Below are 19,944 nucleotides of genomic sequence, written 5' to 3'. Positions count from 1 at the left end.
GACCACGCTGGCTACGATCGCGCCCAACCTCGGCCGTTCCATGGATTTTCGCTGCATCCCCGACGTCCTACCTGCGGCCCTGGGCGATTTCGATGGTGACTGCCTGGCCGTAGGCCTGTTCGCCGCTGCCGAAGATCGCCCCGACCACCCCCAGCTTGAGCAGCTCAGCGCCGCCCTGGGTCAGTCGCTGACGAGTCGCCTGGAGCAGCGGCGCTTCAAAGCCAAGCCCGGGGAATGTCTCAGCCTCGATCGCCTAGATGCCAGCCCCCAGACCCTGATCCTGGTGGGCCTGGGGGCTCCGGCCGACTTCAACCTCGCCGGCCTGCGCCGGGCCTGTGCCGCCGCCAGCCAAGCCGCTGCCGCCGCTGGAGCAAGCCATCTAGCTCTGGCCATGCCGATCGAGGCCTTGGCAGCAGGTGCTGCAGCCCAGGCCATGGCGGAGGCCAGCCGCCTGGCCCTGTTCAGCGACCAGCGCTTCAAGGGGGAGCCCGAGCCCCGGAGCCTGCCGGAGACGATCAGCCTGATCGGGGTGGCAGCAAGCACCGCTCCCGCCCTGGCGGCAGTGGCAGCCAGCTGCGCCGGCGTCGAGCTTGCCCGGGAGCTGGTGGCCGCTCCGCCCAACGTGGCCACGCCCCAGCACCTGGCCGACACCGCCGCTGCCCTCTCCCGCGACTTTGGCCTGGAGCTGACGGTGCTGGAGCGCAGCGACTGCGAGGCCCTGGGTATGGGCTCCTACCTGGCGGTGGCCCAGGGCTCAGACCTGGCGCCCAAGTTCATCCACCTCACCTACCGCCCCGAGGGTGGGGCTAAGCGGCGCCTGGTGCTGGTGGGCAAGGGCCTCACCTTCGATTCCGGCGGCTACAACCTCAAGACCGCCGGCTCCCAGATCGAGATGATGAAGTACGACATGGGCGGCAGCGCGGCGGTGCTGGGAGCCATGCGTGCCATCGCCGAGATCAAGCCCGCCGGCGTGGAGGTGCACATGATCGTGGCGGCCTGCGAAAACATGATTAGTGGCGGGGCCATCCACCCCGGCGCGATCGTCACCGCCTCCAACGGCAAAACGATCGAAATCAACAACACCGATGCCGAGGGGCGCCTCACCCTGGCCGATGCCCTGGTGTACGCGTGCAAGCTCGAACCGGATGCGGTGGTCGACCTGGCCACCCTCACCGGAGCCTGCGTGATCGCCCTGGGGGAGGAGATGGCGGGCCTCTGGTCGAACAACGACGGCCTGGCCGATGCCCTGCTGGGCGCCAGCGAAGCCAGCGGTGAAGCCCTCTGGCGCATGCCCCTGAGGGCCTCCTACAAGGCCGGGCTCAAGAGCCAGTTTGCCGACCTCAAGAACACCGGCCCCCGGCCCGGGGGCTCAATCACCGCCGCCCTGTTTCTGCAGGACTTCGTCACCCCAAAGCTGGCTTGGGCCCACCTGGATATTGCCGGCACCGTCTGGAGTGACAAGGGCCGCGGCCAGGATCCCGCCGGCGCCACTGGCTTCGGCGTGCGCACCCTGGTGAATTGGGTGTGTTCGGGGGCACCACTTGATGCATCGGCCTAAGTTTGGAGCCCTGACGCCTTTGAGCTCTACATGGCCGTTCAGAAAATCCGCTGGTATGTGAAGGCCCAACTCGGCGTGCTGCTCCTGCCCGCCGGGCTCTGCCTATTTGGCGAGGCGGTGATCCGCAAAGGCATCCAGGTGCTTGCCGCCGCAGGCAAACTGGAAACCCTGGCCAGCCCCGGCCCCTGGTTTTGGTATGGCACGTTTGGCCTGATTTTGATCAATGCCGGCGTGGGGCTGATGATCGAGAGCGGTCTACTGCGCGGCTATCCCGGACGCAGTTAGAACTCAAGCAGCCACGACTGCCGTACGCGCGGCTCCAGCACCCAGGCTGGCCATCAACTCCGCAGGCGATTCCAGGGCATGAATCAGCCAGCGGGCCCTCTCACCGCAGAGGGGCAAGAGGCGATCAAGGTCGTCAGCAGCCTGCTTCGGACTTAGGTAGGGCCCAACATGGCGGGTATTCAAACCATCTCGGATGGTCAGCAGATACATACAAGACTGCTCACGTAATTGACAGAATGTTAGACAGTCCTAGCTTGCTCTGAAAGGGCGGAAAGCCGCTCCATAACAGCAATTAGACGACCGCTAGGAGCCCTGCTTCTTTAGATTTTCCTAGGAATTGCCGCAATTCCTAGCTGCTTACGCTCCCACGGGAGTCACCACTAGTCAGGACTTGCTGCCAGAAGCCCAGGCCGCCCCGCTGCGAGCGCGCTTGCCCCACACCGAATCAAGCCGCCGATCCCGGCCGCAAGCCCAGCGGTAGTAGTTGTATTTGACGCTGTTGAGCTCCGCGTAGTTCTGGTGATAGGCCTCCGCAGGCCAGAAGCGATTCAGCGGCTTGATCTGCACCTTCAGTGCTGCGACCGGACGGCTCAGCTCGGCGGCGGCCGAGCGCAGGCTTGCCTGGGCCTGATTTTGTTGATCGGAGCCACTGGTGAAAATCACCGGGCGATAGGAGCTGCCGCGATCGCAAAACTGGCCGCCACCATCTAAGGGATCAATGTTGCGCCAGTAGGAGCGCAGCAGGGCGCCGTAGCTGATCCGAGCGGGATCGAACCGCACCCGCACCACCTCCTGGTGGCCGCTGCCCCCAGCCGATACCTGGCCGTAGGTGGGGTTAGCTCCGGCGCCACCGCTGTAACCACTCTGAGCGTCCAAAACCCCTGGGAGCTTTTCAAGGTCGTGTTCCAAACACCAAAAGCAGCCGCCCGCAAGCACCGCTTCCTGAGGCGCATTTGCAGCTCTAGCAGGGGCTGGGGCCAGGGCTAGGCAAAGCAGAAACAGCAGGCTCAGCAGCCAGGCCAGGGGGCGGGCCCCAAGAGAGGGGGGGCGGGTATTCATCGAGCTTCCAGTACCTGGTCAAAGATGGCGGATGCTGCCCGCTGGGTGACGCCCGGCTCCCCAAGTTCCAATCGCAGCCGCCGGTATCCATCCAGCATGGTTTGGCGTGCCCCACAGCTGGCATCAAGCTCAAGCAGGGGTAGGGCCTCGCGCACGATTGCCGCAGCCGTGAGGTCCTCCTGCAGCAGCTCCGGCACCAGCCGCTCTCCTAGCACCAGGTTTACCGGGGAAATGTGGGGCACGCTGAACCGCAGAATGTGCCGGGCCACAAAGGCTGTCGCACGGCTGACCCGATACACCACCACCTGGGGCACACCCCGCAGGGCCAGCTCCAGATTCACCGTGCCCGATTTGGCCAGGGCCAAATCGGCAGCAGCGCAGAGGCAGGCCTTGAGCTGGTCTGAATCAGCGGCAGCAATGATCTCCGCCCGCACCCCTGCCTGGCCAAGTTGCCGCGCCAGATGGGCCTCGAAACCTGGCAATCCCGCCGGCACCACCACCTGCAACTCGGGCAGCTGGCGCTGCAGCTCGGCAGCCGCCGCCACGATGTGGGGCAGCATGTACCGGATCTCTTGGCGCCGCGATGCCGGCATCAGCAGCAGCACTGGAGCATCACCGCGCAGCCCAAGCTGACGGCGGGCCTCCTGCTGGCTTGGCACTTCACCGATGGTGTCCAGCAGAGGATGGCCCACATAGGTGACATTGGCGCCACGACAGCGATAGAAGCGGGCCTCCTCCTGAAAAATCGCCAGGATCTGATTTGTGAAGCTGATCAGATTGGAGCGACCGCCGTTGCCGAATTTGAATGCCCACTCTTGCGGGGCTATGTAGTAGGTGACGGGCACCTTGGGAAATCTGCGTTTGAGCCGCAGCCCCAAGCTCACATTGGGGCCCATGTAGTCGATCAGCACCACGCCATCGGGAGGGTCGCGGCGAAACCAATGCTTCAAGCGCCGCTGCAACCTCAGGGTCGGCAAAACAAAGGGAATCGCCTCCAGCAAGCCGATGGCACCCATCCGGGTGGTGTTAGCAAGCAGTGCCGCCCCGGCGCGCTCCATGCGCTCGCCTCCAAGGGCCACGATCTCGAGATCGAGCTGGCGTCGCCGGGCCTCCTCGTGCAAAGCCTTTACCAACAGCGATCCCTGCAAATCCCCAGACACCTCACCGGTGCTCACCAGCAACCGCAGCATCAGCGCGTCCCCGGGATCGGCCCGCGGCGGGAGGGGCCAATGGAGGCCTCTAGGAAACTGCACAGCTGGTCTGCAGCACCTCCTAGGGGCTGGGAGCGCAACTGGCTTAGGGCTTCAGCCAGGGTGATGCCACTGCGATAGAGCAAGGTCCAGGCCTGTTTGAGTTGCTCGAATTGTTGGCCGCCGTCCTGATCGAATAGGCCGCTGCGCCGCAGGCCGATCTTGTTGAGGGCCCTGACACGGGAGGGATGGCCCTCCACCATGGTGAACGGCGGTACATCTCGCTCGATACGGCTCATACCCCCCACCATGGCCAGGGTTCCTATATGCACGAACTGATGAATACCAAGTACACCGCCGATCACAGCCCGATCGCCGACAACCACATGGCCGGCCACCGCCACCCCATTGGCGATCACGATCCGGTCGCCTAATTCGCAGTTGTGGCCCAGGTGGCAATAGGCCATCAGCAAATTGCCGCTACCAAGCCGTGTTTGCTGGTGGCCAGTGGTGGCCCGGTTGATAGTGACGCACTCCCTGATGGTGTTCTCGTCGCCAAGCACCACCTCGGTGGGATCCCCCGTGTATTTCAGATCCTGGGGTTCGAGGCCGATGCAGGCCCCGGGAAATATGCGGTTATTGCGGCCCATGCGCACCCGACCATCGAGAACCACATGGGGTCCGATGCGGCAGCCGGCACCAAGCTCCACCTGGGGGCCGATCACGGCGTAGGGCCCCACTTCAACACCGTCAGCCAGCTGAGCTTTGGGATCGACAACAGCCGTGGAATGGATGGTCGTTGCCATCAGTCCACCAGCGAGAACATCAGTTCCCCGGAGCAAACCAGCAGACCATCCACGCTGGCTTCTGCCTTGACCTTGCCGAAACGGCGGCGCTTGAGGCTCAGCAACTCACAGGTGATTACCAGCTGGTCGCCAGGGACCACCGGACGACGAAACCGCACCCCATCGATGCCAGCAAACACAAATAAGCCCTTGGGCAGATCGGGCATCTGGGTAACGATCAACCCGCCCACCTGGGCCATGGCCTCAACGATCAACACTCCCGGCATCAGGGGGCGACCGGGGAAATGGCCCTGAAACTGAGGTTCATTGAGGGTGACGTTCTTGATCGCCACAGCGCGTTTACCCGGCTCATGCTCAATCACCCGATCCACCAGGGCGAAGGGATAGCGGTGGGGCAGCAGTCCCTGAATCTGCTCGCTGGTGAGGATCACCGCAGCTGTGGGATCCAAAGACGCCGGCGCGGCGGGATCAGAAAGCGGTGGGCTGGCGTCAGACAAGGGCATCAACTGGCGAAAGAACTGGAGGTAGAAGATTTGGCCAGGCCGGCCAAGGCTGCAGCCAAAGAGGTGTGGAGCCCGTGGGAGCCGCGGTAGGCGAAAACCTGGGCTCGAGGCAATCCGATCAGCGCCAAGTCTCCCAACAAGTCCAGGATTTTATGGCGCACCGGTTCCTCCACAAACCGCAGCGGCGGATTTAACCAGCTGTCGCCGTCACAAACAAGGGCGTTTTCAAGGCAGCCGCCCCGGATCAGGCCAGCTGCCAGCAGCTGGTCCACCTGAGAGCGCAATCCAAAGGTGCGTGCCGGGGCGATCTGCTCAACAAAAGTGCTCGGTGACAAATCAAGTGAAAACAGCTGGCGGCCAATAGCCGCATCGGCAAATTCAATTGCCGCACCTACCCGCAAGCCTGCGTGGGGCAGGGCAGTGGCAAAACTGACGCCACTACTAACAGTGAGCGGCAACTCAAGCTCTAGAGGCGCCGATGCATAGGGCAGAGCTTCCAGCCCCGCCTCAACTAGCGCCTCTATCCAGGGCAGGGCCGATCCATCCAGTAAGGGGATCTCCTCACCGCTCACGAGGATTTCAGCTTGGGTAACACCGGTGCCAGCCAGGGCAGCCAGCAGATGCTCAACCGTGGCTAAACGGCGTTGGTCTAGCCGCAAAGCCGTACAAAGCTGAGTTTCGCTTACGTAATCAGGCGCCAAACGAATCAAGGGGAGCTCCGGTGCATCCAGCCATCCCACCCAGTAGCCCGGGCGCCGTGATGGTTGTAAGCGCACTTGGGCCTGCTGGCCGCTGTGCAAGCCCACACCCTCCCGTTGCACCGACTGGCTCAGAGTCCAGGCACCGGAATAGTCACTTGGCCATTGCGCCACTAGAACTTCCAGCCCACACCCAAGTTGAAGCGCCAATCACTGGAGAAATCCTGGGTGGCAACTTCAAGGCGCAGTGGGCCCACTGGCGTTGTCACGATTAAACCAACTCCAGGCGAATAACCCTCACCTTTCTTACCAAGCAGGCCACCAGGGTTACCAGGGATGTCTGCCTGGCTCCCGAAAGTGGTGCCAGCATCAAAAAAGATTTCACCACTAATGATGCTGAAAATGGGGAAGCGATATTCAATCGTGGCTTCAGCAAAACTTTTGCCAACTCCCAAATCGCAATCGTAATAACCGCGTACGGAGTTGCCGCCACCCAGGCAGAAAGCCTCATAGGGCGGAATATCACTGCCCACCAACGATCCAGCCGAAACCTGGAAAGCCAGTGCCTGCTTGCAGTCTTTGGTCTCACCGGGCTTAGGCCGGCAGCCCTTGAAGATCTTCAACCATTCCACAGGTATGTAGTGGGTGAAACTGCCGCGAACGCGGTTGAAGGTGGGTGAATTCTCGCCTACCGAAATAAATTGCTCCGTGCCGATACTCAGAAAGTTACCCTTAGTGGGATTACGTGGGTCATTAAGAGTGCTGTAAGTAGCCCCGACCCGAAAACTCACCAACTGGTTTTCAGAAGCACAATTAAAGGCTAGGCAAATGACCTGATTACTCGGAACAATATCGGGAGATGTCGTTGCACCAACTACCCCATAGGAATATTTACTACCGGAAAAATCCATCGGCGTAACTTCTTGCCCGCCAAACGAGAGAATCAGGTTCCAGGGAGCTTTCTTGTAAGGGTTGCCACCATTTAGGGGTCGCACAAACTGAATATTAGCGCCGATACGCTGAATCGCAACAGTATCAAAATTCGTGGTTACAGCTTCGGTGCCATTATTAATGACGGTTCGACTTGTGACTACGTCAAAGTCGGATCCATCAAAATTCTGCAACTCATAAGTGAAGGAATTGTTCTCGTTCTGGAATAACTGAGGCACTTCCCGACTGAAGAAGAGGCGAGCCCGGAAGGAAGTTCGGTATTTGTTGTCCTTGATCCAAGGATCTGTAAAGGTGATATCGCCAAGGCCGCCGTACTGGCCGTAGGAAATGTTGGTACCGAGGTCCCAAGCGCGGCCAAACAGGTTGCTGTCCTGCAACTGGATCTGACCAAACACGCCCTGGCTCTGGCTGTAACCCAGGCCGCCTGACAAAGAACCGCTGGACTGCTCAACAATGCCAAGCACAATCACCACCTTGCCAGGCTCGGCCGGCACCGGCTTGAGAGTCACTTTCACATCACTGAAAAGGCCCGTGCCATAGATGCGCTTGATGTCCTCCTCCAGCTCGCGCCGGTTGAACACCTGTCCAGGGCGGAGGGACACCTCGCGGGTCACGACCCAGGGCTTGGTCTTGCCCCGAATTGGCTCGCCTTTGTCGTTGGTAGCGGAGCCTTCCTTGTTGAGGAACTGCACCTCAACCCCCTCAACGGTGCCCTGGCGCACCAGCAGCTCCACGACCCCCTCCGGACTCACCCGACTAGGACCGGTGATCCGCGCCAGGGAGTAGCCCTGATCTGCGTACCAGCGCTGCAACTCCTGCATGCGGGTCTGCAGGGTGTTGAGGTTGAGGGTTTTGCCATAGTCAGCGGCGAAGGTGTCCTTAACCACCTGCTCCGGCAACTTCAGGTCGGCTGGATCGAGCTTGACCTGCTGCAGCACCGGGTTGGCCACCACCACCACCACCAGCCGCACGCCCAGCGGACCATCTACGGGCTGGATCCGCACATCGGAAAACCAGCCGCTGGCGTAGATCGCTGAAAGGTCTGTCTGGAGCTCGTTGCGGGTCACCCGCGAGCCTGGGGTGGCTGCCATCGCGGCATAGGCAGCCAGCTCCAGCCGTTCCCGTTCAGGGTGGTCTTGAAGGCCTTCGATCGCCACCTCCGCGATCAAAACCTTGGGTTCAGCTTTGGCAGCAGGCTCGGCTACCGGAGCGGCCTGAGTTGGAAATGGAGTCTTGGGGATCGGCTGGGCTGGGGCAGGCGCCTGGCTGGCTGGCTCCTGGGTGGCAGGCGCTTGGGTGGCAGGCTCCGCTAAAGGATTGTCCACCTGCTGTGAGGCAGGTTGGGCCAGGGCCGGGGTCGCCGAGAGGAGGGCGGCGCCCATCAGGGGCCAAACAGCCTTCAAACTCAGCAAACCAGCCATGGGGAAGGGATAGCGGAGCGGACAGGCCGCAAATTGGGCTGACCTTACCGGTAGACCCTGGGTGGAGGACAGGCCCCTTGGACCCGTTTGAGGACCTCCCCGTATGCCTCGACAACGCCGCCTAAATCCTGTCGGAATCGATCCTTGTCCAAAATCCGGTCCTGAGAATCCAGTACCGCCCGATCCCAAAGACGGCATGTATCAGGGCTGATCTCGTCAGCAACCACCAATTCACCACTGGCCGTATGCCCCAATTCGATCTTGAAATCGACCAGCTGCAAGCCGACTGAATCAAACAGGGCCAGCAATTCCCGGTTCACCTGACGGGCCAGCTCTTCCAACTGGCGGCGCTGCTCGGGGGTAACCAAGCCCAAATGCTCAAGGCGGGCCTCGGTGAGCAGGGGATCTCCGAAGCCATCATCTTTGTAATAGAGATCTAGCAAGGGTGGCTCCAGCGGCGTGCCTGGCGCGATGGGCATCTGCTTGCAAAGCGACCCCGCAGCCACGTTGCGGATCACCACTTCAATCGGGATCACCCGCACTGGACGGGCCAGCATCCAGCGGCTGCCTTCCACTCCGAGGTAGTGGGTGGGGATGCCCCGTGCGGCGAGATGCTCAAAAAGCAAAGCCGAAATTCGGCAGTTCAACTCTCCCTTCCCTGCCAGTTGGGCCTTTTTGAGGGCATTGAACGCGGTGGCATCGTCTTTGTATTCGACCGCTACCAAGTCGGGCTGATCTGTGGCAAATACCCGTTTGGCCTTGCCTTCGTAAAGCAGGGCACCAAGGTTGTAGGCCGTCATGGCTGGGGATCGGGGGACTGCGATGCGGCGGCATGGCCACCAGGGGCGCGGGGGGAGCGAAGTTGACGCTCCAGATCACCCTGCCTGGACAGGGCAGCTGGATCCCGCCGCTGCAACATCCACTCACCGTAGGCATCGTCGATACGGGAACTAAGGCGCAGGCGCCGCTCCGTTGCCCGGGCGACCTGCTCCGGAGTACTACCGGCCAGGGCCAGCTGCTGATCGAGGATCTCAGCTACCAGCCCCCAGCTGCCTGAGGACGCCGCCTGCTCGAGGGCAAGCTCCAGGAGCCGGTCCTGCTCAAGAGCTGGGAGTGCTCCGGAAAGCGCCAACGCCTTAGCCAGCCGGGCCGCCGTCGCCGCACCGGGCTGGGCGCTGCTGACCAACACCTCAGCGGCCCGTTGCCATTGACCCAGGCTTTCCAGATGGCCCGCCAACAGATCCAGGGCTGGGCGATTGATCGGGGTGCCGTCCTGACGCTGACCCACCGGCAACTCCAGCAACGCCAGCTGCCCAAGGTTTCCAGCCGCAAGCCGCACGAGGGCATCGGCCGCCAGCTGGTGGTGCAGTCCCGCCTGGGCAGCGCGCCACTGCAGCACCAGCCACTGGGTCCGCTCAGCGCCCGGTGCCGGCCCCACCCGCGCCAGCACCTGCAGGGCCCCGTCAGGTGCCTGGCAGCTCAACAGGCTGTGGGCATTAGCCAGCACCACCACAAGAGGCTGGGGCGCTGGGTGGATCGTGAGCAGCCGCTGTTGCAGCTGGCGCAACAGCGGCCCATCGCTGCGCCGCGCGGCATTGACGCAGGCGGCGTCGAGGGCATTGAGATCTCCATCGCGCAGCAGGGCAATCAGGGCTGGATCCGCGCTGTCGGCCCTGGTCTTGGCTTGCGCTTCTGCGGCAGGCGCGGCGGCCATAAGGCCCACCAGCGCAGCCCCAAAAATCAGGAACAGCCGGGCCCGGGGCGAGAATGGCGCTGGTATTGCCGGCATGTCTAGAAACAGGGCCTGGCAGCCCCCCGCAGCACGTTTCAACTTAGAAGAGCTTTCGCTCACTCCCCACCTCGCGTCCGGCCCATGCCCCCTGCCTCCTGTCCAACACCCGCGCGGATCCTGGTGATAGGCGCTGGTGGCCGCGAGAACGCGCTGGGCTGGGCCCTGGCCCGCTCGCCAGGGGTTGAGGCGGTCTGGATTACCCCTGGTAATGGGGGCAGCTGCGATCTACCGGGCTGCCAGCAACTGGCCATCGCCGAATCCGACCACAACGGGCTAGAGGCAGCCTGCCGCGACCTGGCAATTGAACTGGTGGTGGTGGGTCCAGAAGCCCCCCTGGCTGCAGGCCTGGCCGACAGCTTGCGCGCTGCGGGATTCCCCTGCTTCGGCCCGGGGGCAGATGGGGCGCAGCTGGAGGCAAGTAAGCAGTGGGCTAAGGCGCTGATGCAGGAGGCCGGCATTCCCACCGCCGGCTACTGGGCTGCAAACAGCCGCGAACAAGCTCTGCAAATTTTGACGGCCCAGGGGCGCCCCCTGGTGGTGAAGGCCGATGGCCTGGCCGCCGGCAAAGGCGTCACGGTGGCCGAAAGCGTTGAGGAAGCACGCGCCGCCATCGAGGAAATTTTTGCCGGCCGCTTCAGCGCAGGGCCCAAGGATGCTGGCGCCGAATTAACAAGCGTCTCCCTGGTGCTGGAGGAGCGCACCGTTGGTCCCGAAGTGTCCGTATTCGCCCTCTGCGATGGCCAGCGCATGGTGCTGCTGCCCACTGCCCAGGATCACAAGCGCATCGGCGAGGGCGACACCGGCGCCAACACCGGAGGCATGGGCGCCTACGCCCCGGCTCCCCTAATGGATGCGGCCGGCCTAGAAGAGGTGCGCCAGCGGGTGCTTGAGCCCACCGTGGCTGCCCTGAGAGCTCGAGGCATCGACTACCGCGGCGTGATCTACGCCGGCTTGATGCTCACCGCAGCCGGACCGAGCGTGATCGAATTCAATTGCCGCTTCGGCGATCCGGAGTGCGAAACCCTGATGCCCTTGCTGGGGCCGGAGCTAGCCCAAATTCTGTTGGCCTGCGCCAACGGCAACCTCGACCAAGCCCCAGCCCTCACCATTTATCCCGGCTGCAGTGCCTGCGTTATCGCCGCTGCGGAGGGCTACCCAGGTGAGCTGCGCCGCGGCGACCCCATCGCAAGCGCCCTGCAGCCCACCGACCAGTTGCAGCTGTTCCATGCCGGCACCCGCCGTGATGACCACGGCCGCTGCCTAACCAGCGGCGGCCGGGTGCTGGCGGTGGTGGCCCAGGCCGACGACTTTGACACCGCCTTCGAGCGGGCCTACGCCGGGCTAGCCCAAGTGCACTTTGAGGGCATGGCCTTCCGCCGCGACATCGGCCATCAGGTGCGCAGCCGATGAGCTGGCGCCAGGCCATGGGCCGCTGGTGGGCGGAATTCAGCCTGCAGACCAAGCTGCTGGCTGTGGCCACCCTGGTGGTGAGCCTGCTGATGACGGGCATCACCTTTTTGGCCCTCAATGGCATCCAGAGAGATGCCCAGCTGAGCGATACCCGCTACGCCCGAGACCTAGGCCTGCTGCTCTCGGCCAACATCACGCCCCTGGTGGCTGAGGGCAACGACCGGGAGCTGGCGGCAGTAGCAGATCGTTTCTGGCGCTCCAGCCGCAGTCTTCGCTACATCTTTTTCGCCGATCCAGAAGGGGTGATCTACCTAGGCATACCGGTCGGTGCCAGCTCTGGCAGCAGCGAGCTGCTGCTCAGCCGCCGACTCGAATTGCCCGCAGACCTACAGAAACGGCCTGACACGCCCCTGATCCGCCAGCACCTAAGCCCAGGCGGCCAGGTGACCGATGTGTTTGTGCCGATGGTGAGTGACGGCCGCTATCTCGGCGTGCTGGCCCTGGGTATCAATCCAAACGAAACCCTGCTCACCAGTGCCGCCCTCACCCGGGAGGTGACAGTGGCTGTGTTCATCTCAATCTGGGTGCTGGTGATTTTGGGGGCAGTTTTCAATGCCCTTACCATCACGCGCCCTGTGAAAGAGCTGCTGCAGGGGGTGCGCTCGATCGCTGGCGGCAACTTCGAGACCCGGCTGGCCCTGCCGGTGGGCGGGGAATTAGGGGAGCTGCTCGACGGCTTCAACACCATGGCCTCCCAGCTGGAGGACTACAAGGCAGCAAACATCGAGGAGCTCACCGCCGCCCAGGTGAAGCAGCAGTCCCTGATCGCCAAGATGGCCGATGGGGCGGTGCTGCTGGATGCCGAGGGCGCAATTGTGCTGGCCAACCCCACCTCCCGTCGGCTGTTCCGCTGGGAGGGCCGCAACCTCGAGGGCAACGACCTGATTGCCGAGCTGCCGGAAAGGCTGGCGATGGAGGTGCAGCCAGCCCTCGACAGCGTGACCTGCCGCGACCGAGACAGCGCCGATGTGCGTTGCAGTTTTGGCGAACCGATCCGCACCCTGCGCATCGTTTTGCAGTCGGTGAGTGATGCCAGCGGCGAAAGCCTTAAGGGCATCGCCATGACCATCCAAGACCTAACCCGCGAGGTGGAGCTCAATGCCGCCCAGAGCCGCTTCATCAGCAATGTCTCCCACGAGCTGCGCACGCCGCTGTGCAACATCAAGAGCTACGTGGAAACCCTCCACGACCTAGGCGACCAGCTCAGCGAAGAGGAAAAGCGCGAATTTCTGGGGATCGCCAACGCCGAAGCCGACCGGCTCACCAGACTTGTCAACGACGTACTCGACCTATCCCGGCTGGAGTCGGAGCGGGAGTGGAACCTAGAACCGCTGGAGCTGGCCCCAGCCATCGAGCAGATCCTGCGCACCTACCGCCTCAATGCCGATGAAAAGGGCGTCTCCCTGGCCTTTGAAGCCGATCCCCAGCTGCCGCGCATCCTGGGCAACTGGGACCTGCTGCTGCAGGTGTTCGACAATCTGGTGGGCAATGCCCTCAAATTCACCCCCAAGGGTGGGCGGCTGCAATTACGGGCCTACCCCTGGCCCGATCTCTGCGTGCTAACTCCGGGCAACGAACCCAGCAGCGACAGCCCCAGCTGCGATCTCACCTCACCCCTACCCCGGATTCGAATCGAAATCGCCGACAGCGGCTGCGGCATCTCGGATGCAGACCAGGAGTGCATTTTTGATCGCTTCTATCGAGTTGAAAACGCGGTGCACACCGAAGCTGGGACGGGCCTAGGCCTATCGATTGTGCGTGGCAACCTCGAAAAACACGGCACCCAGGTGCGCATGGCCAGCGCCCTAGGGGTGGGCAGCACCTTCTGGTTTGACCTACCCCTAGAGAATTCCGACACGGACGAACTGCGGTTACTGGCCGAGCGCCGCCGCTACGACCAGGCCGAGATTTAAATCTCGTCGTCGGCGACGCTGCGGGCGATACGGGAGAGTTCGCTGCGCTCGTCGGTGGTGATCCGGTGGGGCACCCCGGAGATGATGCGCTCGAAGTTGGAAAAGGAATCCTTGATCTCAGGGCCATTGCTGGTGATCACGAATTCACGGATGCCCTTGTCGTGCCAGGAACCGCGCATTTTGAACACATTCAAGGCACGGGCCATCTCACCGCGGATCTCCACGTATTGGAGCAGCAGGATCGTGTCGGTGATTGTGGAGATATGGGAGTCGGTGATCGAATGGCTACCCATGAACTCCTCGGAGGTGTTCGTAAAGAAGCCGGCAATCTCCTCCTGCTTGGCATAACCAGTAACGCCAATCACAAACTGCCGAAAGGCGTTGTGGCTCACGCCCCTGGCTAGGGCACTTAGGGAATCGATCGCCATCCGCGATGGCTTGAACTGGCCTATTTCAGTTTTGATGATTTGGAGGTGATCTTCTAAACCCGTGGACTCGGGATAGGCGCAAATGATCTTGAGCAGGCCGTCCTGCTCCATCTGCTCAAAATCGATACCCCAACTGGTGGCATTGCGAAGCAGCTGGGCACGGGACTCCTCGTAAGCGAACAGAATTGCTCTCTCCTTAGAGCGACAAGCATCCTCGACAAATTTGGATACCAGCAGGGTTTTACCCGTACCCGTGGCACCGGTGGCCAAGATGATCGAATCCTTGAAGAAGCCTCCGCCGCACATCTCGTCGAGCCTGGGAACGCCGGAGCTGAGCCTCACATTTGAGGATCGCTGGGTGAGGCGCATGGCTCCCAGCGGGAAAACGCTGATGCCGTGGCTACCCATCGTGAAAGGGAACTCGCCCTTCATGTGGGTGGTGCCGCGCAGCTTGAGAATCTCCGCGGTGCGGCGCCGCCGCTCCCCCTCCAGCACGTTGCGGAGAATCACAACGTTGTCGGAAACAAATTCTTCAACCCCGTAGCGAGCAATCGGACCGTATTCATCGATCCTTTCGGTGGTCATCAGCGTGGTGACACCAATTTCCTTCAACCTGGCAATAAGGCGGAATATCTCCCGACGCACCACGGAAACCGCGTCGTATTGCTGAAATACAGCCGTAATGGAATCAATAGCCACCCGACGGGCTTTGTACTTGCGAATTGCATAATTAATCCGCTCAATCAAACCGGACAGATCAAAACTCCCCGCCACATCCTGGCCTTCCGGATCCGGCGAGGCGTCAAGAATAAAGAGCTTGTCTTGCTCCACCATCTCTTGCAGATCCCAGCCAAAACTTGCCGCATTACGCAGAATATCCAGGGGCGACTCTTCAAAGGTTACGAAGATTCCCGGTTCGTTGTACTGACGAATGCCGTTGTATAGGAAATTAAGAGAAAACACCGTCTTACCGGTGCCTGAGGTACCACTGATCAAGGTGGAGCGGCCGATGGGCAAACCGCCATGGCACACGTCATCGAAGCCCTCGATCCCAGTCGGGAGCTTCTGCACCTGCATCAGAGGGTTGCTAGTGGGGCTTGGTTCCTGCATCGAGGGAAAGGTTCTTAAGTAAAACTACTCAGGGCAGCGGCTCAAGAGAAGGGAGAGGATCTGTAGGAACCGAAACCGACGGATTTGCCATGCCGTCGGCGTCGCATAGCTCCTCTTCCAAAACCTCCTCACTGAGCTCTTCGTAGAGCAAATCAAGCCCGATCAGGACCCGCTCCCGATCGGAGAGATCGCCGATGATGCGGCGCACAGGTGGCGGCAAGATCTTGGCCAAGGTGGGAGTTGCGAGAATCTTGTCCTCCTCAGCCAGCTGAGGATTTTTCAAGACATCAATCACCTTGAGGGCATATACGCCCCGGAATTCCGTTTCCAGAATATTCCGCAGTGTTTTCAAGGCACGCATCGAGTTGGGCGTATTGCCCGCCACGTAGAGCTTGAGGATGTAGGTCTTGCGTGGAGTCATGGTTAAGAAACCTCCTGGTTCAAGCCGTCTTGGGCTGGCCGGACGCCTTGACGGGCAAACCAGTCAAAGGCGCATCGGGTGGAATGGAGCGGCGGTACATCTCGCAGAGATGGGCCATCACATCGAGCAGGGCCAGTCGATAATCCTGGAGGAAATCGTTCTTGTGCCCTTCCAGCTTGAGCTGCTTGGAGAAGCCATCAATGAGATTCATGTGAATCTCAACAGTTTTAGTAATGGGTAAATCACTGAAAAAAGCCGTATTGACGAAACTTTCCAAGGCCTGGTTTGCCGCCGCCGGATCCCGGAAATAACTGAGTAGCAGGTCTCGATAGGTGCGCTCTAGAGAATGGATCAGCTCTTCGCGCTCCCGCTCGCTCAGGTTACGTAGAAAGCGGGCTGGATCACGCTTATAGAAAACCCCAACAAAGCCGACGCGGCCCTTCAACCGGTTGGCCAGCTTCCAGCGGTCGGGGGGTTCGGTGCTCTGGCCAGCAGGGGAGCTCTCGGAGCCGGCCAGGCCTTCACGTAAATAGCGGGAGACAGCCGCATCCAGGCTGTAGCTGAGCTGTTCAAGCTGATCGGGGGGCAGGTGCACCTCCGCTTCATGGAGTTCGATCTTCCCTCCCACGCCCCCGATCACCACCGCCGGCATCAGCAGTCCCAGATCCCCAAAGGCGCGGCAGTCATCTGGGCTGAGCCCCCCCTGCTCCAGCAGCACGGCGTCGAATTCCTCCCGTCGCTGCTCTAGCTCCACCAGGGGGTTGGTAGAGGGATCAACCCAGACCATGCGGCAACGCCCCCCGACCAGCCAGCGGGAGCAGGCTTGCTGCAGGCGGGGATCTCGGATCAGAGAAGCGATGGTGAGGGCCGGTTCGGGCATGGACCGCGTTGGCAGCGGGGCAACCCGCGGGAAAGGCCCCTGAATGTTGACGAAAGGAAGGGCCGGGCGAGAGGATTATTGTTTGTTTTTCGATTGTGCGCCAGGCCGAATGACGTTAAGCCATTTTTAGCTCAGGGTTTATTGAAAACCTTGGCTCAAAAAGTGCTCCGTCAGCCTGGCCACGCTCCTGCCGCCATGAGCCCTACCACCGAATCCGCAGCCAAGAGCAGCGCCGAACCGGCCGCTCCCCAAGACGCCCCCACCAGTGGCGCCTACGCCATTGTTGAGGCATCAGGCCAACAATTCTGGCTGCAGCCGAACCGCTATTACGACCTCGACCGCCTTGGCATCGATGTCGACGGCACCTTGACCATCGAAAACGTGTTGCTGGTCAACGACGGCAAAACCACGACCCTGGGCCAGCCGTACGTAAAAGGAGCCAGTGTTGAGCTCAAGGTGATGGCCCATCGCCGCGGCCCCAAGATCATCATTTACAAAATGCGCCCTAAGAAAAAGACCAGGCGCAAAAACGGTCACCGTCAGGAGTTGACCCGCGTGATGGTCGAATCGATTTCCATAGGTGGCAAGGCTCTGGCCTGAGCTTTTTAACCGCCCCTCTCCAATTTCCATTTCCACTAGCTGATACCCCCGATCCATGGCCCACAAGAAAGGCACAGGCTCCACCCGCAACGGCCGCGATTCCAACTCCAAGCGCCTCGGCGTCAAGCGCTACGGCGGTGAAACCGTGTGCGCAGGCTCCATCCTGATTCGCCAGCGCGGCACCTCCGTGCTGCCCGGGGTCAATGTTGGCCGCGGCTCCGACGACACCCTGTTCGCCCTAGTGGATGGCGTAGTCAACTTCGAGAGCATCAAGCGCGGCCTGCGCAACCGCAAGCGCATCAATGTTGCCATCGCCTGAATCGGCCCCAGGCCCTTAAAGCGATTCCTTACTGCCGGCGGATCTCCGCCGGCTTTTTTATGCCCCGGGCTACCTGCCCTTCAGGCCAATCGGTAGGCCCGGGTCGTGATCAGGTAGGGGTGAAACACCTCGAGAAAGCGGCTCTGCAGCGTGCGGAAAAAAGCCTCCACCAGCTCTGGGGCATCGAAGTGAAAGGGGTACTCGCCCTGAAATCCCTTGAAGAAATACCAGTTGAGTAGGGCGATGCCGGCTGGGGCGAGGCGCTCGGCAAACAGGGCCAGCTGGGCGGCAGGATCGCTCAGATGCTCCAGCACATCCAGGCAAACGATCGTGTCGAAGCGCCCGGGCAGTGCCGGATCAGCCATATCCCGATAGCAGCTCAACTTGGCGCCCAAGCCCAGCTCGGCAGCGCGAGCCTGCACAAAGGCGCGATTGTGGGGATTGAGATCCACAAACCACACCCGCTCCACCTCGGGAAGAGCCGCCGCGGCTAGGGCATGGCTGCCGATGCCGCCGCCGAAGTCGAGCACCTGACCGCGGGCAAAGCGCTGCTGCAGCCGCAGGGTGTCAGCGATGTAATCGGCGCTGCCTAAGTGCCAGGCCGCCAACTCCAGCAGATGGCCGGTGCCAACAGTGTCTTCATAAAAGCGACCCGCCTGGTCTGGATCAAAGGCACCGGGGTGCAGGGCGGCCAGGTCGTCGGTGCTGCTGGGCAGGCGGCGCTCCAGCTCCTCGGGAGAAATGTCGAGGAAGCTGGCCAACTGGGGGCGCAGGGAGAAGCCATCAGCCAAGAACCGCTCCACCCCGAACTCCAGCTCCCCTGCCGCGCCCATGCCTTGCCATGCCCTTTAGATGAGCGTCAACCTAGGAGCCAGCCCCGATACGGGCCTCTTCCACAAGTTCAGCCCCTTCTCCCGGCACCTCTAACCAGCGCCGCAGCCAGGCCACCAGGCCATAGAAGGGCAGGGTGTCAGCAAGTGCTGCCACAAGTTTGAACAGGTAGCCACTGGCGATGAAGGAGGCCAACTGGGGCACCACCGGCTCGCCGGGGCGCACCGGCAGCACATGGCTGGCGTAGTGACTGATCAGCACCACGGCGCTGGTATCCACCAGCTGGCTAACCAGGGTGGAGCCGTTGTTGCGCAGCCATAGGGCCTTGCCCCCACTGAGGCGCTTCCAGAAATGGAATAGGCGCACGTCGGTGAACTGGGCCGCCAGGTAAGCCACCATCGAGGCGCCAACCGCGCCGAAGGCGAGCCGGCGCACCTCAAAAAAGGTGGCATCGGGCGCGCCTGCCAGCCCCGGCAGGATGCCGCCAAGCCAAAGGATCAGCACAATCCAGCCGTTTAGCAGCAGACCCACCCACACCAGCTGGGAGGCCTTCTGCTCGCCCCAAAGCTCACTGATCAGGTCGGTGCAGAGAAAGGTGATCGGATAGGGCAGGGCCCCCACCGCCACCACGATCGGCCAGGAGCCAATCGTGCCCAACTGCAGAAAGCGGGTGAGGCCAAGGATGTTGAGCATGCCCATGGTGCCCAGGAAGATCCCAGCCAGCACCAGAAACGCCAGGTCGCGGCGCTGCTGCAGGGTCATTGGAGCTGAACATGGGACGCTGCAAGGGTGACGCTCCGATCCATGGCTGACCAGCCCTGCGGCTTTCTGGTGCTCGACAAGGCGGCGGGGCTCACCTCCCACGCCTGTGTCGCCCGGGTGCGGCGCTCCTACAAGCTCAAGCGGGTGGGCCATGGCGGCACCCTGGATCCAGCCGTCACCGGGGTGCTGCCAATCGCCCTAGGCCCCGCCACCCGGCTACTGCCCTACCTGGAGGGCGACAAGACCTATCAAGGCGTCGTCCAACTGGGAGTGAGCACCGTCAGCGACGACCTGGAGGGTGAGGTGCTGGCCCGCTTTGCGGTGCCCGCTTTGGAGGCAGCGGATCTGGAGGCAGCCCTGGCGAGCTTTCGGGGCAGGATCGACCAGGTGCCCCCCCAGGTTTCAGCCGTGCACGTGAAGGGGCAGCGGGCCTATGCCCTTGTACGCCAGGGCGAGCAGGTCGAGCTGGCCCCCCGAGCGGTCACAATCCAGCGACTGGAGTTGCTCGGCTGGGATGGCGCCACAGCAAGGCTCGAGCTGCTGGTGCGCTGCTCAGCCGGCACCTACATCCGCTCCCTAGCCCGCGACCTAGGCGAGGCGCTGGGCTGCGGTGGTGCCCTGGCGCAGCTGCGTCGCAGCGAGGCCCTGGGCTTTGGGCTCGAACAGGCCGTGCCATTGGAAGCCCTCGATCAGGCGCCATTACCAGCCCTGCTGAATCCGCTGGCAGCCCTGGGGCACCTACCCCAACGGCAGCTGCTCGATGCAGAACTTGAAGGCTGGCGCTGCGGCCGCGCCCTTGACCATGGGCTGTCGCTGGAGGAAGGAGAGCCGGTGGCGGTGCTGGGGCCGGATGGCAACCTGGCCGGCATGGCTCGCACCAGTGAAGGCGGCCTCTTGCAGCCCAAGCTGGTGTTCAACGCAACCGGCTAGCCCCAGCCCCTCTCCCC

Annotated in this window: 21 protein-coding genes; 7 read left to right on the top strand and 14 right to left on the bottom strand. The window is 62.2% G+C overall.

Going from position 1 to position 19,944, the window contains the following annotated elements:
* The first annotated feature begins 40 nt into the window (after positions 1-40).
* Both KBY99_RS07480 and KBY99_RS07475 read left to right on the top strand, forming a co-directional pair.
* Complete coding sequence (locus KBY99_RS07480) at positions 41-1,558, top strand: leucyl aminopeptidase (protein WP_254998318.1); 1,518 nt, start codon at positions 41-43, stop codon at positions 1,556-1,558.
* 30 nt (positions 1,559-1,588) lie between these two features.
* Complete coding sequence (locus KBY99_RS07475; protein WP_254959793.1) at positions 1,589-1,843, top strand: hypothetical protein; 255 nt, start codon at positions 1,589-1,591, stop codon at positions 1,841-1,843.
* 3 nt (positions 1,844-1,846) lie between these two features.
* Here the strand turns inward: KBY99_RS07475 and KBY99_RS07470 are convergent, their stop codons facing one another.
* From KBY99_RS07470 to KBY99_RS07430, 9 genes are all read right to left on the bottom strand, one after another.
* Entirely contained in the window at positions 1,847-2,053 is a 207-nt protein-coding gene (locus KBY99_RS07470) for a hypothetical protein (RefSeq protein WP_254998317.1), read from the bottom strand.
* Between the two features lie 174 nt (positions 2,054-2,227).
* A complete protein-coding gene (gene msrA, locus KBY99_RS07465) occupies positions 2,228-2,902 on the bottom strand; it encodes a peptide-methionine (S)-S-oxide reductase MsrA (RefSeq protein WP_254998314.1) in 675 nt (224 codons plus the stop codon).
* Positions 2,899-4,092, bottom strand: a complete 1,194-nt coding sequence (lpxB, locus tag KBY99_RS07460; RefSeq protein WP_254998313.1) for a lipid-A-disaccharide synthase — start codon at positions 4,090-4,092, stop codon at positions 2,899-2,901. The genes msrA and lpxB overlap by 4 nt, the downstream gene beginning before the upstream one ends.
* Positions 4,092-4,898: an acyl-ACP--UDP-N-acetylglucosamine O-acyltransferase gene (lpxA, locus tag KBY99_RS07455; protein WP_254998312.1), complete on the bottom strand. Its 807-nt coding sequence runs from the start codon at positions 4,896-4,898 to the stop codon at positions 4,092-4,094. The genes lpxB and lpxA overlap by 1 nt, the downstream gene beginning before the upstream one ends.
* Positions 4,898-5,401, bottom strand: coding sequence for a 3-hydroxyacyl-ACP dehydratase FabZ (fabZ, locus tag KBY99_RS07450; protein ID WP_396093869.1), 504 nt, complete (start codon positions 5,399-5,401; stop codon positions 4,898-4,900). The genes lpxA and fabZ overlap by 1 nt, the downstream gene beginning before the upstream one ends.
* Positions 5,401-6,273: a UDP-3-O-acyl-N-acetylglucosamine deacetylase gene (lpxC, locus tag KBY99_RS07445; RefSeq protein WP_254998310.1), complete on the bottom strand. Its 873-nt coding sequence runs from the start codon at positions 6,271-6,273 to the stop codon at positions 5,401-5,403. Before lpxC ends, fabZ begins: the two co-directional genes overlap by 1 nt.
* The gene (locus KBY99_RS07440) at positions 6,273-8,432 is read right to left on the bottom strand and encodes a BamA/TamA family outer membrane protein (RefSeq protein WP_254998309.1); all 2,160 of its coding nucleotides are present in this window, start codon (positions 8,430-8,432) and stop codon (positions 6,273-6,275) included. Before KBY99_RS07440 ends, lpxC begins: the two co-directional genes overlap by 1 nt.
* Positions 8,433-8,515: 83 nt before the next feature.
* Positions 8,516-9,271: a phosphoribosylaminoimidazolesuccinocarboxamide synthase gene (gene purC / locus KBY99_RS07435; RefSeq protein ID WP_254998307.1), complete on the bottom strand. Its 756-nt coding sequence runs from the start codon at positions 9,269-9,271 to the stop codon at positions 8,516-8,518.
* Positions 9,268-10,302: a hypothetical protein gene (locus KBY99_RS07430; RefSeq protein WP_254998306.1), complete on the bottom strand. Its 1,035-nt coding sequence runs from the start codon at positions 10,300-10,302 to the stop codon at positions 9,268-9,270. The genes purC and KBY99_RS07430 overlap by 4 nt, the downstream gene beginning before the upstream one ends.
* A 42-nt stretch (positions 10,303-10,344) precedes the next feature.
* Between KBY99_RS07430 and purD the strand changes: the two genes are divergently transcribed.
* Together purD and nblS are read left to right on the top strand one after the other, a co-directional pair.
* Entirely contained in the window at positions 10,345-11,673 is a 1,329-nt protein-coding gene (gene purD / locus KBY99_RS07425; RefSeq protein ID WP_254998305.1) for a phosphoribosylamine--glycine ligase, read from the top strand.
* Complete coding sequence (nblS, locus tag KBY99_RS07420) at positions 11,670-13,646, top strand: two-component system sensor histidine kinase NblS (RefSeq protein ID WP_254998303.1); 1,977 nt, start codon at positions 11,670-11,672, stop codon at positions 13,644-13,646. The genes purD and nblS overlap by 4 nt, the downstream gene beginning before the upstream one ends.
* Here the strand turns inward: nblS and kaiC are convergent.
* From kaiC to KBY99_RS07405, 3 genes are read right to left on the bottom strand one after another with little or no spacing between them, the layout of a single operon-like run.
* Positions 13,643-15,184, bottom strand: coding sequence for a circadian clock protein KaiC (kaiC, locus tag KBY99_RS07415; RefSeq protein ID WP_254998301.1), 1,542 nt, complete (start codon positions 15,182-15,184; stop codon positions 13,643-13,645). The genes nblS and kaiC overlap by 4 nt on opposite strands.
* Before the next feature lie 28 nt (positions 15,185-15,212).
* On the bottom strand, positions 15,213-15,605 hold the full coding sequence (kaiB, locus tag KBY99_RS07410; RefSeq protein ID WP_241518179.1) for a circadian clock protein KaiB: 393 nt from the start codon (positions 15,603-15,605) through the stop codon (positions 15,213-15,215).
* 19 nt (positions 15,606-15,624) lie between these two features.
* Positions 15,625-16,485, bottom strand: coding sequence for a circadian clock protein KaiA (locus KBY99_RS07405; protein ID WP_254998299.1), 861 nt, complete (start codon positions 16,483-16,485; stop codon positions 15,625-15,627).
* 195 nt (positions 16,486-16,680) lie between these two features.
* Between KBY99_RS07405 and rplU the strand changes: the two genes are divergently transcribed.
* Positions 16,681-17,085 (top strand): 50S ribosomal protein L21, encoded by a 405-nt coding sequence (rplU, locus tag KBY99_RS07400; RefSeq protein ID WP_254998298.1) that lies wholly within the window; start codon positions 16,681-16,683, stop codon positions 17,083-17,085.
* A 55-nt stretch (positions 17,086-17,140) separates the two neighbouring features.
* Positions 17,141-17,404 (top strand): 50S ribosomal protein L27, encoded by a 264-nt coding sequence (gene rpmA, locus KBY99_RS07395; RefSeq protein ID WP_106502291.1) that lies wholly within the window; start codon positions 17,141-17,143, stop codon positions 17,402-17,404.
* Between the two features lie 80 nt (positions 17,405-17,484).
* Here the strand turns inward: rpmA and KBY99_RS07390 are convergent, their stop codons facing one another.
* Both KBY99_RS07390 and KBY99_RS07385 read right to left on the bottom strand, forming a co-directional pair.
* A complete protein-coding gene (locus KBY99_RS07390) occupies positions 17,485-18,237 on the bottom strand; it encodes a class I SAM-dependent methyltransferase (protein WP_254998296.1) in 753 nt (250 codons plus the stop codon).
* A gap of 31 nt (positions 18,238-18,268) precedes the next feature.
* The gene (locus KBY99_RS07385; RefSeq protein ID WP_254998295.1) at positions 18,269-18,997 is read right to left on the bottom strand and encodes a queuosine precursor transporter; all 729 of its coding nucleotides are present in this window, start codon (positions 18,995-18,997) and stop codon (positions 18,269-18,271) included.
* 42 nt (positions 18,998-19,039) lie between these two features.
* Here KBY99_RS07385 and truB point away from each other — a divergent pair, with 42 nt between their 5' ends.
* On the top strand, positions 19,040-19,927 hold the full coding sequence (truB, locus tag KBY99_RS07380; protein ID WP_254998292.1) for a tRNA pseudouridine(55) synthase TruB: 888 nt from the start codon (positions 19,040-19,042) through the stop codon (positions 19,925-19,927).
* Positions 19,928-19,944: the final 17 nt, after the last annotated feature.

It is taken from the genome of Cyanobium sp. Maggiore-St4-Cus, assembly GCF_024345615.1.
Lineage (GTDB): Bacteria > Cyanobacteriota > Cyanobacteriia > PCC-6307 > Cyanobiaceae > Cyanobium_A > Cyanobium_A usitatum.
The sequence above is the reverse complement of the archived record's forward strand: the minus strand, read 5'-3'. Positions and strand labels throughout refer to the sequence as shown.

Bases quoted from the DNA above. Each gene is read 5' to 3' on its own strand.
- KBY99_RS07480 (WP_254998318.1), top strand. From the start codon at position 41: ATGGATTTTCGCTGCATCCCCGACGTCCTACCTGCGGCCCTGGGCGAT.
- KBY99_RS07475 (WP_254959793.1), top strand. From the start codon at position 1,589: ATGGCCGTTCAGAAAATCCGCTGGTATGTGAAGGCCCAACTCGGCGTG.
- KBY99_RS07470 (WP_254998317.1), bottom strand. From the start codon at position 2,053: ATGTATCTGCTGACCATCCGAGATGGTTTGAATACCCGCCATGTTGGG.
- msrA (WP_254998314.1), bottom strand. From the start codon at position 2,902: ATGAATACCCGCCCCCCCTCTCTTGGGGCCCGCCCCCTGGCCTGGCTG.
- lpxB (WP_254998313.1), bottom strand. From the start codon at position 4,092: ATGCTGCGGTTGCTGGTGAGCACCGGTGAGGTGTCTGGGGATTTGCAG.
- lpxA (WP_254998312.1), bottom strand. From the start codon at position 4,898: ATGGCAACGACCATCCATTCCACGGCTGTTGTCGATCCCAAAGCTCAG.
- fabZ (WP_396093869.1), bottom strand. From the start codon at position 5,401: ATGCCCTTGTCTGACGCCAGCCCACCGCTTTCTGATCCCGCCGCGCCG.
- KBY99_RS07440 (WP_254998309.1), bottom strand. From the start codon at position 8,432: ATGGGCGCCGCCCTCCTCTCGGCGACCCCGGCCCTGGCCCAACCTGCC.
- purC (WP_254998307.1), bottom strand. From the start codon at position 9,271: ATGACGGCCTACAACCTTGGTGCCCTGCTTTACGAAGGCAAGGCCAAA.
- purD (WP_254998305.1), top strand. From the start codon at position 10,345: ATGCCCCCTGCCTCCTGTCCAACACCCGCGCGGATCCTGGTGATAGGC.
- nblS (WP_254998303.1), top strand. From the start codon at position 11,670: ATGAGCTGGCGCCAGGCCATGGGCCGCTGGTGGGCGGAATTCAGCCTG.
- kaiC (WP_254998301.1), bottom strand. From the start codon at position 15,184: ATGCAGGAACCAAGCCCCACTAGCAACCCTCTGATGCAGGTGCAGAAG.
- kaiB (WP_241518179.1), bottom strand. From the start codon at position 15,605: ATGACTCCACGCAAGACCTACATCCTCAAGCTCTACGTGGCGGGCAAT.
- KBY99_RS07405 (WP_254998299.1), bottom strand. From the start codon at position 16,485: ATGCCCGAACCGGCCCTCACCATCGCTTCTCTGATCCGAGATCCCCGC.
- rplU (WP_254998298.1), top strand. From the start codon at position 16,681: ATGAGCCCTACCACCGAATCCGCAGCCAAGAGCAGCGCCGAACCGGCC.
- rpmA (WP_106502291.1), top strand. From the start codon at position 17,141: ATGGCCCACAAGAAAGGCACAGGCTCCACCCGCAACGGCCGCGATTCC.
- KBY99_RS07390 (WP_254998296.1), bottom strand. From the start codon at position 18,237: ATGGGCGCGGCAGGGGAGCTGGAGTTCGGGGTGGAGCGGTTCTTGGCT.
- KBY99_RS07385 (WP_254998295.1), bottom strand. From the start codon at position 18,997: ATGACCCTGCAGCAGCGCCGCGACCTGGCGTTTCTGGTGCTGGCTGGG.
- truB (WP_254998292.1), top strand. From the start codon at position 19,040: ATGGCTGACCAGCCCTGCGGCTTTCTGGTGCTCGACAAGGCGGCGGGG.